10 protein-coding genes and 1 pseudogene are annotated in these 12,238 nt (G+C 70.7%); 4 read left to right on the top strand and 7 right to left on the bottom strand.

Going from position 1 to position 12,238, the window contains the following annotated elements; genetic code table 11:
- Window positions 1-236: 236 nt before the first annotated feature.
- From QRY02_RS11120 to QRY02_RS11110, 3 genes are all read left to right on the top strand, one after another.
- Entirely contained in the window at window positions 237-1,667 is a 1,431-nt protein-coding gene (locus tag QRY02_RS11120) for a DUF1996 domain-containing protein (protein WP_285991439.1), read from the top strand.
- 135 nt (window positions 1,668-1,802) lie between these two features.
- The gene (locus QRY02_RS11115) at window positions 1,803-1,979 is read left to right on the top strand and encodes a hypothetical protein (protein WP_285991438.1); all 177 of its coding nucleotides are present in this window, start codon (window positions 1,803-1,805) and stop codon (window positions 1,977-1,979) included.
- Window positions 1,980-2,181: 202 nt separating this feature from the next.
- A complete protein-coding gene (locus QRY02_RS11110; protein ID WP_285991437.1) occupies window positions 2,182-3,231 on the top strand; it encodes a T6SS phospholipase effector Tle1-like catalytic domain-containing protein in 1,050 nt (349 codons plus the stop codon).
- A gap of 68 nt (window positions 3,232-3,299) precedes the next feature.
- Here QRY02_RS11110 and QRY02_RS11105 read toward each other — a convergent pair whose 3' ends face one another.
- The 7 genes and pseudogenes from QRY02_RS11105 to QRY02_RS11075 form a co-directional block, all read right to left on the bottom strand.
- A complete protein-coding gene (locus QRY02_RS11105; RefSeq protein WP_285991436.1) occupies window positions 3,300-4,058 on the bottom strand; it encodes a hypothetical protein in 759 nt (252 codons plus the stop codon).
- 113 nt (window positions 4,059-4,171) lie between these two features.
- Window positions 4,172-5,629, bottom strand: coding sequence for a glycoside hydrolase family 3 protein (locus QRY02_RS11100; RefSeq protein ID WP_285991435.1), 1,458 nt, complete (start codon window positions 5,627-5,629; stop codon window positions 4,172-4,174).
- Window positions 5,630-5,634: 5 nt separating this feature from the next.
- Window positions 5,635-6,465, bottom strand: a complete 831-nt coding sequence (locus QRY02_RS11095; protein ID WP_285991434.1) for a carbohydrate ABC transporter permease — start codon at window positions 6,463-6,465, stop codon at window positions 5,635-5,637.
- The gene (locus QRY02_RS11090) at window positions 6,462-7,448 is read right to left on the bottom strand and encodes a carbohydrate ABC transporter permease (RefSeq protein WP_285991433.1); all 987 of its coding nucleotides are present in this window, start codon (window positions 7,446-7,448) and stop codon (window positions 6,462-6,464) included. Before QRY02_RS11090 ends, QRY02_RS11095 begins: the two co-directional genes overlap by 4 nt.
- The gene (locus QRY02_RS11085) at window positions 7,445-8,746 is read right to left on the bottom strand and encodes a sugar ABC transporter substrate-binding protein (protein WP_285991432.1); all 1,302 of its coding nucleotides are present in this window, start codon (window positions 8,744-8,746) and stop codon (window positions 7,445-7,447) included. The genes QRY02_RS11090 and QRY02_RS11085 overlap by 4 nt, the downstream gene beginning before the upstream one ends.
- A gap of 300 nt (window positions 8,747-9,046) precedes the next feature.
- Window positions 9,047-10,847: pseudogene (locus QRY02_RS11080) on the bottom strand (sugar phosphate isomerase/epimerase and 4-hydroxyphenylpyruvate domain-containing protein).
- Complete coding sequence (locus QRY02_RS11075) at window positions 10,837-11,535, bottom strand: shikimate dehydrogenase (RefSeq protein ID WP_285991431.1); 699 nt, start codon at window positions 11,533-11,535, stop codon at window positions 10,837-10,839. The pseudogene QRY02_RS11080 and the gene QRY02_RS11075 overlap by 11 nt, the downstream one beginning before the upstream one ends.
- Here QRY02_RS11075 and QRY02_RS11070 point away from each other — a divergent pair.
- The gene (locus QRY02_RS11070) at window positions 11,523-12,167 is read left to right on the top strand and encodes a TetR/AcrR family transcriptional regulator (RefSeq protein WP_285991430.1); all 645 of its coding nucleotides are present in this window, start codon (window positions 11,523-11,525) and stop codon (window positions 12,165-12,167) included. The two genes, QRY02_RS11075 and QRY02_RS11070, sit on opposite strands and share 13 nt — an antisense overlap.
- The last annotated feature ends 71 nt before the right edge of the window (window positions 12,168-12,238 follow it).

Raw genomic sequence — 12,238 nt, 5'->3', positions numbered from 1 at the left:
TCTTGCCCGGTGTCAAACGCCCGTGTAGGTTCCATAACGGAACGATAACCAGCCGGTTGACGGCGCGGCCACGGGCAGGTGAGTCGCGCACCCACTGATGTCGGGTCAGTGGACCAGCCGGGTTTCGTTCCTGCCGACACATCCCGCAAGAACCCCGCCTGATCGGGACGAGCCTGGGCTCGTCCCGGCTCAGTGTCGCGCGTTCCCGCCAGCCCGACACCCCGGAGGATTTTCCCATGTCCCGCACCCAAGGACGGCATCGCCTTTCCCGCCGGACGAAGATCGCGACCGGCGGCCTCGCCCTCGCGATCGCGGTCGGTGGCATCGTCGTCGCCACGACCACCGGCAACACCGGTGAAGCCAGCGCCGACGAAGCGAATCCCGCGTTCTTCGTCGACATCCTGAAGGTGAAGCCGAACCAGTTCGACCCGCGCCCGGTCAGCGGCGCGGCGACCGGCACGTTCACCGTCGACTGCGGCCGCAACGAAAACCAGCACTTCAACCCGGACAACTTCATCGCCCAGCCCGGCATCCGCAACGGCGCCCAGCACCTGCACGACTACGTCGGCAACCTGTCGACGAACGCCGACTCGAACAACAAGAGCCTGGTCAAGGCCGGGACCACCTGCCGCAACGGCGACAAGTCCGCCTACTTCTGGCCCGTGGTCCGCATCGACACCGGCGAAGAGGAGAAGAACGAGCCCGCCAAGGTGCCCGACGGCGACCGGGCGCAGGCCGACCGCGAGGCGAAGACCGTCCAGGTCGCGTGCCCGGACGTCGCCAGCAAGCTCACCGACATCCCGGACCAGGCCATGGCCGAAGTGGACAGCAACCTCGACCAGCTCGACAGCCAGGCCGACGAGGCCAACCAGCGCATCGCCGCGACGCAGGGCCAGGGCGGCCAGGACTTCGTGCGCAACGCGATCCTGAACCCGCTCAAGGACCGCCGCCAGGCGATCATCGACCGGATCGCCACCGCGATCGGCCGGTTCACGCAGAAGCCCGGCGATCTCGGCGGTCTCGCGCCGTGCGCGACGAAGCCGGGCAAGGACACGGGGACGCCGACGCCGCCGAGCACCACGCCTCCCGCCAGCACGCTGCCCGGGCAGGACGAGAACAACGAGCTGCCCGGCAACGACGGCAAGATCCTGCGGCCGCAGCGCGTCCAGATCACCTTCCGCGGCAGCCCGGTCGGGAAGGTGGTGGCGATGCCGCGCTTCCTGCGCGTGCTCTACGGCGACGCGAAGGTCTCGACCAACGGGCCCGCCAACGCCAAGGCGAGCTGGACGTGCACCGGGTTCGAGAACCGCGTCACCGACAAGTACCCGATCTGCCCCGACGGCAGCAAGGTCAAGCGGATCCACACGTTCCCGAGCTGCTGGGACGGCAAGAACACCGACAGCGCCAACCACCGCACCCACATCGTGTTCCCGGACCGCTTCGGCCGGTGCGGCAACGGGTTCAAGGCGGTGCCGCAGCTGCAGATCTCGCTGACCTACGACATCCCGCGGGACGTCCAGCAGAAGAAGCAGTACAAAGTGGACGCTTTCCCGCAGGAGAAGCACAACCCGCTGTCCGACCACGACGACTTCGCCAACGTGATGTCGCAGCGGATCATGAACGGCCTGGTGAACTGCGTGAACCGCGGGCGGAACTGCCGGGCGTGACCCGGGACCGGCGGCGCACCCGGGGATGGTGCGCCGCCGGTTCCGCGCGCGACGATGTGGCCGGCATGGTCACCGGCGACGAAGTCCGCGCGTTCGCTTCCACCCTCCCCGCGCCTACGAGGCACTCGTGCGCGAATGCGGATCAAGTTCCGGGTCGGGCAGATCGTGTTCGTGACGCTGTCGGCTGACGAGACCCTGATGGGCTTCGCCTTTCCCCGCGAGCAACGGGAAGCGCTGATCGCGGCGGAAGCGTGGCGGATGCGCGTGCCCAAGAAGGTCTGGACCACCTACCTGGAGACCCACCCGCTCTGACGACGTGATCGATCGACCGCGAAGGCCTCTTCGCCGGCACCGCCGGTGAGGAGGCCTTCGTCGTCGAGGTCCGTGCACACCTCGCGCACCGGCTGCCAGGCGATCCCCAAAAACGGGAAGCGTCACCGTTGCGGGTGACCGACCAGGCGTAACGCCGTACCGGGTACCGGCGACTCACGAGGGTCCGGACCGGGGAGGAAGCATGGCGAAACGTCTGGTGATCTGCTGCGACGGGACCTGGAACACCCTCCGCCAGCCGGCTCCGACCAACGTGGGCCAGCTCCAGAAGGCCGTCGCGCCCGTCGACCCGGCCGGCACGCCGCAGCGGGTCCACTACCGCGAAGGCGTCGGGACCGGGAAGCTGGTGGACCACCTCGTCGGCGGCGCTTTCGGCATGGGGCTCTCGGCGAAGGTCCAGGACGCTTACCGCTTCGTCGCCGAAAACTACGAACCCGGCGACGAACTGTTCTTCTTCGGCTTCAGCCGCGGTGCCTACACCGCGCGCAGCACCGTGGGCTTCATCCGCAACTGCGGCGTCCTGCTGCCCGGCGAGATCGGCCGGCTCGAGGAGGCCTACCGGCTCTACCGCGATCGCGACCGGGACGCCTCCGGCCCGGACAGCCCACGGGCCCGCGAGTTCCGCGCGAAGTACGCCCGCGAAGACCGGACACCCATCCGGTTCGTCGGCGTCTGGGACACCGTCGGCGCGCTGGGCATTCCCCTCAGCGGCGGCCGGCTGATCCACCTGCTGAACAAGCGCTGGCAGTTCCACGACATGGAGCTGACCTCGATCGTGCAGGCGGCGTTCCAGGCGCTGGCGGTCGACGAGCACCGCAAGTCGTTCAGCCCGGCCGTCTGGGCGCCGTCGAAAGCGGCGGACGGCCGGATCCGTGAACAGGTCTGGTTCGCCGGCGCCCATTCCGACGTCGGGGGCGGATATCGGCAGCCGGCCCTGTCGGATCTCACCCTGCGGTGGATGGCCGACCGCGCCGAGCAGTGCGGCCTCGCGTTCAAGGAAAACGCGTTCGGGTATTTGTCCGCACGCGACGAACTGGGCGAGCTGCACAATTCGCTCAAAGCGTTCTTCCGCTGGTTCGGCTCGGCCGATCGCGCCATCAGCGCGGTGGATCCGGCGACGGAGTTCGCGGGGGCGTGCGTGCTGCACCGCAGTGAGGGGATGCGGCCGCCGTACCGGCCCGGGAACCTGCTGGCCTACCTGGCGGATCCGGCGCACCGGATCATGAAGATCTGACTTCTCCCGGCCCGCGGGCGAGCCCCTGTCCGGGAGAGGTGGACAGGGGCTCGTGCCCGGTCAGCGGGTCAGTGGTTCACCTTGAACCACGGCTGCGACCAGCCGAGGTAGGTCTGGCCCCAGTCGCTCTTGATCTGGGCGATCGTCGTCTCGGTGTAGCTGCCGAAGCCGTTGATGTCGTTCGACAGGAACTTGCCGCCGCCGATCGAGATCATCGTGTGCCCGGCACCGCTGCTCTTGAAGAAGGCGAGGCCACCGGCCGGGACCTGGTAGTCACCCGGGTGCTTGAACGACGACGGGATCTGGGTCCAGTGGATGTAGGCCGTGTCCGAGCCGCTGGCGCTGAACCCGTAGTTCTGCGCGTTGATCCGGTCGCACCAGCGCTCGTAGGATTCGAGGTCGTTCTTGTGGATGCGGGACTTCGCTTTGGTCACTGCCTCGGCGCAGGTGTTCGGGTCGCCGGTGCCCGCGGTCGAGCAGGTCAGCGTCGAACCCGCGCAGTCCGGGGCGACCCGGCCGTCGGAGCCGGTGTAGACGTAGGCGTCGCTGACGTAGCCGTCGCCCACCTTGTCCCAGATGTCCGAGGTTCCGTACTTGCCGTCGACGGTGGATCCGTTGGTCTGGCAGCTGATGGTCACCGCGGTGCCGTCGGCGATGCTGCCGACCGAACCCGCGCTCGCGCTCGGGCTGGACCGCAGGGTCAGCGCCGCGCCGGAATCGGTGTGCACGGTGCCCGATGCCGCGAACGCCGGGCCCGCCCCGACGACCACGATCGCCGCGGCGATACCGGCGACCCCCGCCATCCGCTTCACGATGCCCATGTTCATTCTTCCGTCCTCCTGTTTTCGGTGTGAGGACAGAATGAAGACCGCCGGTACAAGCCTCGTACAAATCGCGGGCGCCGTTCTGGAGTTGCGGCAAACCGGACGAATTCCCGGTTTCAGGCCAGATATTCCGCCGCGGCGCGCAGGCTGACGTACGAACCGCTGAACGTGTCGATCCGCGGACCGCCGTCGCCGTCGGGGCCGGGCACGCCCGTCTCCACCCGGATGAAATCCAGTCCGGACAGGGCGGCGAGCAGCGCGCGCACCCGCGGGTGCCGGTGCGCTTCCCGCGTCACCACGACGACGCTGCGGAACCCCGGTGCCGCCTCGAGCACCACGCCGGCGTCGTCGGGGGTCACGGTGAGCACCCGGGTGCCCGGCACGAGCTCGGCCAGGTGCGCGCCGAGGCCCCACGGCATCGGCCCGGCCGCGATGGTCGGGTCGGTCCGGACGTCGACGACCAGCGGCGGGCCGTCCAACCGGGGTTCGCCGTGCACCCGCAGTGCCTTGCGCGCCGCTTCGAGGCCGAGCCGCCGGTCGACCGGGCCGACCTGTGCCGGCGCCGGGTCGGTGCCCAGCCCCGCCGTCCGCTCCGCCGCTTCCGCCAGCCGCTCCAGGGGCAGCTCGCCCGCCGCGACCGCGGCCACGATCGCCGCGACGCAGGCGTCCAGATGCTCGGCTTCGAACGCCGCGCCGCCGAGGCACAGCGCGTCCGCCCCCGCGGCCAGGGCCCGCACGGCCGAGCGGCCGAGGCCGTCATGGCGCCCGTACGCGCCGGACACCGCGCCCATCTCGAGAGCGTCGGTGATCACCGCGCCGGTGAAGCCGAGCTCGCCGCGCAGGACATCGGTGAGCGCGGTCCGGTTGAGCGTGGCCGGCTCGTCGCCCCAGGCCGCCACGACCAGGTGGCCCGACATCACCGACCGGACGCCGGCCCGGATCGCCGCGGCGAACGGGACCAGCTCGATCTCGTGCAGCTCCTCGACCGTGCGTGGCAGCACCGGCAGCGCCACGTGCGAGTCCTCGGTCGCCGCGCCGTGGCCCGGGAAGTGCTTCGCGCACGCCGCCACGCCGTACTTCTGCAGGCCGGTCACGTACGCCGCGACGTGCGGCGACGCTTTCGCCGGGTCGGACCCGAACGCCCGGACGCCGATGATCGGGTCCTCGGCGGCCAGCGTCAGGTCCGCGCAGGGCGCCAAGTCGAGCGTGACCCCGCACGCCGCGAGCCGTTCGCCGAGCGCGGCCGCGACGGCCGTGGTCAGCTCCGGGTCGTCGGCCGCGCCGAGGGCGAGCGGGCCCGGCACGAACGACCCGGTGTTCACGTCGAGGCGGGTGACGTCTCCACCCTCTTCGTCGATGCCGATCACGACCCCGTCGCGCTCGCCGCGCAGCTGCGCGGTGAGCGCGGCGACCTGCTCGTCGTCGACGACGTTGCGGCCGAACAGCACCACCCCGCCCAGGCCGCCGGCGATCCGGCGGCGCAGCCAGTCCGGCGCGGTCGTCCCGGCGAACCCCGGCAGGAGGACGGCTTCGGCCTGCTTCTCGGGCGAGGACTGCGTCTCTGGCGTGGACAACGGGGCTACCCCTTCACGGCGCCGGCGGTCGCGCCGGACACCAGCTTGCGTTGCACGAGCAGGAAGAAGATCAGCGCCGGGACCGCGTAGATGACCGAAGCGGCCATGACGCCGCCCCAGTCGGTGGCGAACGCGGTGCGGAACGACGCGAGCCACACCGGCAGGGTCTCCTTCGGCTTGTCCCGGATGAAGACCAGCGCGAACAGGTACTCGTTCCAGGCGGTGATGAAGCTGAACACCGACGTGGTGACCAGGCCAGGGCCGAGCAACGGCAGCGTGACGCGCCGGAAGGCGCCGGTCTGGCTGCAGCCGTCGATCATCGCGGCCTCTTCCAGCTCGTACGGGATCCCGTTGACGAAGCCGTAGAGCATCCACACCGTGAACGGCAGCGTGGTCGCGAAGTAGATCAGCAGCAGCGACGGCAGCGTGTTGAGCAGCCCGGCGTCCTTCATCAGCAGGAACAGCGGGATGAACAGGGCCGACACCGGCGCCAGCTGCGCCACCATGACCAGGACCAGGAACCCCTTGCGGCCGGTGAACCGCAGCCGCGACAGCGGGATCGCCGCCAGCGTCCCGGCGACCAGCGCGCACAGCACCGAACCGACCGTGACGATCAGGCTGTTCATCAGGTAGGTCGGGAAGTTGTCCTTGCCCAGCGCGGTGGCGAAGTTGCCGAACGAGAACGACGTCGGGATCAGGTCGTACTTCGGCGACAGGATCTGGCCGGGCGTCCGCAGGGAGGTGACGAACATCCAGTACGTCGGGAAGAGGATCAGCAGCGCCACGACCACGCCGACGACCGAGAGCGCGATCCGCTGCGGCAGCGACTTCCTCACTTGAGATCACCTTCCGGGGTCCGGACCAGCAGCTGGATGTACCGGCCGGTGATGAGGGCGAGCACGATCAGCATCAGGGTCGCGATCGCCCCCGCCGCGCCGAAGTGGTTGCCCGCGATGCCCTTGAGGTACAGCACGACGGCCAGCGTGGTGCTCCCGCCGTCCGGGCCGCCTTCCCGGATCGCCCAGATCTGCGCGAAGGCGTTGAAGTCCCACAGCACCGAGAGGAACGTGACCATGGTGGTGATCGGCCGGATGGCGGGCCAGGTGACCGCGCGGAAGGTCTGCCACGCGCCGGCGCCGTCGATGCCGGCGGCCTCGTACTGCTCGCGCGGGACACCGATGATGCCCGCGTACAGCGAGAACGTCACGAACGGCACGGCCTGCCACACGATGAGCAGCCCGATCACGGTGAGCGTGCTGGCGCCGCTGGAGAACCACGAAAACCCGATGAAGCCGGGGAAGCCGAGCCGGTCCAGCGTCTTGTTGAGGATGCCGTACTGCTCGTCGAAGATCCACTGGAACACCGTGGTCGTCGCGATCACCGGGGTCGCCCACGCCAGCACCAGCGTCACCTGGACCATGATCCGCACGGCCGGGCCGAGGTGGCGCATCAGCACCGCCAGCAGCAGCCCGCCGAGGACGGTGGCGGCCACGACGGCGGCGGTGAAGACCAGGGTCCGGGCGGTGATCGTCCAGAACTCCGGGTCGGACAGCGTGTTCGTGTAGTTGTCGAACCCGATCCAGACCGTCTTGCCGGAGACCAGCTGGCCGATGTCGAGCTTGCGGAAGCTGATCGCGAGCACCTGGACCAGCGGCCAGGCGAGCAGGACCAAGATGGCCGCGAGCGCGGGGAGCAGGAGCAGGTACGGGAGCACCCGGTCGCCGAACCGGCCCCGCCTGCGCTTTCGGGCCCGCGTGTCGCGCGGCGATGCCGGCGGGGTCGCCCCCGCCGGCATCGTCACATTGGCGGTCGCGGTCATCCGCCGATGAGCTTGTTCAGCGCGGCGTTGGCGTCGGCGGTCGCCTGGTCGAGCGTCTTCTTGCCGGTCAGGTACGCGGTCAGCATGTCCTTGACCGGGTTCTGGCCGGACTCCACGTCACCCCACTTCGGGCTGGCCGGCACGGCCTTGCCGTTGGCCGAAGCCTTGGCCATCACGCTGCCCAGCGGGTCCTTGTCCAGACCGGTGAGGTCGGTCGACGTGCCGGGCACGACGCCGGCCGCGGCGAGCTGGCTCTGGTACTTCGGGCCGGCCAGCAGCTTGATGTACTCCTTGGCCGCGGCCACGTTCTTGCTGTTGGCCGGGATGGCCAGGTTGGAGCCACCGAGGAAGACCGGGGCGCTCTGGCCGGCGTTCTTGCTCGGGATGGCGAAGGCGCCGGTCTTGCCGGTGAGGCTCGCGTCGGTCTTGGCCGCGGTCGCCAGCTCCCACGGGAGGCCGATCATCATGGCCACCTTGCCGGCGCCGTAGACGGTCGCCTGCTGCGGCTTGGCCTCGTCGGCGTCCTTCGGCGCCTTGGTGCCGGAGGTGTCGACGAGCTTCTTGTAGAAGTCGAGGCCGGCCTTGGCCTCGGGGGTGTCCAGGGTGGCCTTGTAGTTCTTGCCGTCGGCCTTGGCGATGTCCCCGCCGTTGTCCCAGATGAACGACAGCAGCGCGTACCAGTTCTGGCCCGGCATGTAGAGCGCCTGGAAGTCGGGGTCGGAGCCGAACTTGGCCTTCAGCTTGCCGATCGCGTCGACCCACTCGTCGTTCGACGCCGGCGGCTTGGCGATGCCCGCCTGCTCGAACATGTCCTTGCGGTAGATGACCTCACGGTTGGCCGCGTAGAACGGGACGCCGTAGGTCTTGCCGTCGTAGCTGCCGGAGTCGGCGAGACCCTTGAGCCACTGCGAGCCGTTGAAGCTGTCCTTGTCGGCGGTCAGGTCGGTCAGCACGCCGTCCTGCGCGGCGAACGCGGCGGTCTGCGTGTTGCCGATCTCGATGACGTCCGGCGGCGCGCCGCCGGCCAGCGCGGTGGTCAGCTTCTGCTGGATGCCGTCCCACTGCTGGACTTCGTACTTGACCTTGACCCCGGGGTGCGCGGCCTCGAACTCCTTGTTGAGCGCGTCGGTCAGGGTGGCCGGCGCGGAGCCGGTCATCAGCCAGACCGTGACGGTCCCGCTCAGCGGTGCGTTGCCGCTCGGCGAGGCCGCGGTGTCCGAGCCGCTGGAGCCCGCGCAGCCTGCGGTCGCGAGCGTGAGTGCGGCGGCGCCCGCCGCCAGCTTGAGCCAGCGTTTCACTCGATGCCGTCCTTTCCATGCCCGGCCACCGCGGCCGAGCGCCCCAAATGGTGTAGACCAATGTTGGGGTTAGAGTGGTACGTACCACAGGCCCTGTCAAGGCGGTTGCCGGAACGTTGTAAACGCATGCGGCGAGTAGCCGGGCGGTTACCGGCGACCGGAGAGGCACGCCAGAAGTCGTCCGGATAGGGAGGGGTCCCGGGCGTTTTTCACCGCTGGGGAACCGGAAATCCGCGCGCCCGCGGTGCCGTGCCACGAAGAAAACCGCCCCGGGAAAGACTTCCCGGGGCGGTGGGGTGATCAGGCCGGCGTTTTCACCGGCGGGGCCGCGTGTCGCCGGGCGCGGTGGGCGGCCATCCGCACCGGCGCGTTGACCACGCCGAACCCGCGGTACCCGCCGATCCGCTGCACCACCTCGAAGAACACCCGGGCCCCGGCCAACGCGGTGTAGAAGTGCAGGAACTCGCCTTGCTCGTCCCGGTCGTAGAGCACCGAACGCTCCCGCAGCACGGCGAGTCGTTCCGGCGGCAGGTCCAGCCGGGCTTCGAGGTCGTCGTAGTAGTTGCCGGGGATGTCCCGCCGGGGGCGCTCCCGCCGCCCGCATCGCCTCGGCCGCGGCGAGCGCGTCCGTGCAGGCGAACGCCACGTGCTGCGGTTCGGGGACCGCCGGCGCCCATTCGCCGCGGCGGACCACGGCGGCCTCCGGCGTCAGCCGGACCGCCCCCGCCGCCACCGCGCGGCTGCGCACGAGCCCGAACGGCGCCGCGAACTCGGCCACCGGGGACGGCGTCAGCCCGAACACCGAGCGGTAGAACAGCGCCGCCTCCTCGAAGTGGTCGAACGGCTGGGTGAGGGCCACGTGATCGATTCCGAAGACCCCCGCGCCGATCGCCGTTTCGCCGGTGGGCGTGAAGTCGTCCCGCCAGTCGTCGCCGCAGAGGAACACCTGGGTGCCGTCCGGCGCCTCGACCGAAGCCAGGTCGGCCTCGCGCGGGCCGCGCACGCGCGGCAGGACCGGCGCGAGCAGGGCTTCGGCCCGGCGGGCGGAGCGGTCCGGGTCGGTGCTCGCCAGCGCCACCGCCCCGACGGCGCCGTGCGCCGCGCCGCCTTCGTTGACCACCACCCGGGCCTCGCCCTGCTCCCACAGTTCGACCGGCTTGGTCCGGTGGACGCCGGTGCGCGCGAACCCGAGCGAAGCCAGCACGCTGCCCGCCCCCCGGATCGGTCACGACCTCGGCGAACGCGTGGCCGGTCAGCGCCGGCGCGGCCGGCAGCTCGAGCACGCCCAGGGATTCCTTCAGCGCCAGCAGCGACCGCAGCGCGTCGACCGCGGCCGGACGCGGATCGGCCTGGCGAACACGTCGTTGAAGACCTCCAGCGACAGCGGCCCGCGGTAGCCGGCGGCGAGCACGTGCCCGGTGAACGCGGTCAGGTCGAAGTCGCCCTGGCCGGGGAAGAGCCGGTGGTGCCGGCTCCACGGCAGCACGTCCATCGGCAGCGCCGGCGCGTCGGCGAGCTGCAGGAAGAAGATCTTTTCGCCGGGGATCGCGCGGATCGGCGCCGGATCGTGGCCCTTCGAGAGGATGTGGAAGCTGTCCAGGCAGAGGCCGAGCGCGGGGTGCGCGGCGCGGCGGACGATGCGCCAGGCGTGCTCGTACCCGCTCACGTGCCGGCCCCAGGCCAGTGCTTCGTAGGCGATCCGCATCCCGCGCCCGGCCGCGAGGTCGGCGAGGGCACGCAGCTGTTCGGCGGCCAGTTCGTCGTCGTCGATCGCCTCGGGCGAGACCGAAGAGCAGACCAGGACCGTGCCGGTCCCGAGCTCGGCCATGACGTCGAACTTGCGCGCCGCACGGCGCAGGTTGGCCGCGTGCCGCTCCGGCGGGACGGCTTCGAAGTCACGGAACGGCTGGTAGAGGTCGTTGGACAGGCCGAGGTCGGCGCAGCGGCGGCGGATCTCCGCCGGGCTCGACGGGGAGACCACCAGATCGTTCTCGAACAGCTCGACGCCGTCGAACCCGGCCGCGGCGGCCGCGGCCAGCTTGTCTTCCAAGGTGCCGGACAGGCAGACGGTGGCGATCGCGGTGCGCGGTTCAGGCGACACGGGCGGCCTCTCCTTCCAGGGCGTCGAAGTGGCGCAGCATCCGCGCCGGGTCGGGCTCGGCGCCGGTGAACAGCCGGAACGATTCGGCGGCCTGGAGCACGACCATGCCGCCCCCGTGCAGCACCCGGCAGCCGCGGGCGCGGGCGGCGGCCAGCAGCGCGGTCTCGAGGGGGCGGTAAACGATGTCGGCGACCCAGAGCCGCGGGTGCAGCAGCTCGGCCGGGACCGGCGAGCCGGGGTGCGCGGCCATCCCGGTCGGGGTGGCGTGCACCAGGCCGTCGGCGTGCTGGATCGCGGTCGGGTCTCCGGTCATTGCCCGGCCCGGGCCGAACCTCCGCTCGAGCGCCTCGGCCAGCCGGGCGCTGCGGTCGCCGTCGACGTCGTGGACGGTGAGGCGCCCGGTGCCCAGCGAGAGGAGCGCGTGGGCGACCGCCGCTCCCGCTCCCCCGGCGCCGAGCAGGACGACGTCGTCCAGGCGGACGTCCGGCAGGCCGCGGGTGAGGCTGCGGGCGAACCCCGTCGCGTCGGTGTTGTGGCCGATCGCGCGGCCCCGGTCGAAGACGACGGTGTTGACCGCGCCGAGCGCGGCGGCTTCGGGTGAGAGCTCGTCGAGGTGCGGCAGGACCGCCTGCTTGGCCGGGTGGGTGACGTTGAGGCCTGCGCGGAGGGAGTCAGGTGGCCGCACCATCGCCGGAGGCCGAGCGCCAGCGCGACAAGGAACGGACGCGCGCCGACATCCTCGCGGTGGCCACGCGGGAGTTCGCGGACAAGGGCTACACCGGCGCCCGGGTCGACGAGATCGCCGCCCGCACCAGCACCACCAAGCGGATGATCTACTACTACTTCGGCGGCAAGGAACAGCTCTACATCGCCGTGCTGGAGCACGCGTACACCGCGATCCGGAAGCTGGAAGCCCAGCTGGACGTCGAGCACCTCGAGCCGGAGGACGCGCTGCGGCGGCTGGCCGCGCTGACCTTCGACCACCACGAGGCCAACCCGGACTTCATCCGGCTGGTCAGCATCGAGAACATCCACCACGCGGAACACCTCTCGCAGTCGGAGATCCTGGCCGGAATGGCCGACCCGGCGCTCGGCGGCATCACGCGGATCCTCGAGCGGGGGCGCAAGGCCGGCCTGTTCCGGACCGACGCCGACCCGCTCGACGTCCACATGATCATCAGCTCGTTCTGCGTGTTCCGGCTGGCGAACCGGCACACGTTCCAGGCGATCTTCGGCCGCGACATGCTGGACGGGGCCCGCCGGCAGCACTACCGCACGATGCTCGGCGACTTGCTGATCGAATACCTGACCGCGCGCTGAGCCGCGCGCGCTGCCCGGCGAAAAGGATCTCTTGACACCCGGCGCCCCGGTCTCGCACTCTCTATTAACTA

The organism is Amycolatopsis sp. DG1A-15b, assembly GCF_030285645.1.
Lineage (GTDB): Bacteria > Actinomycetota > Actinomycetes > Mycobacteriales > Pseudonocardiaceae > Amycolatopsis.
Note: the sequence above shows the minus strand (reverse complement) of the source record. Positions and strands in the feature narration are given on the sequence as shown.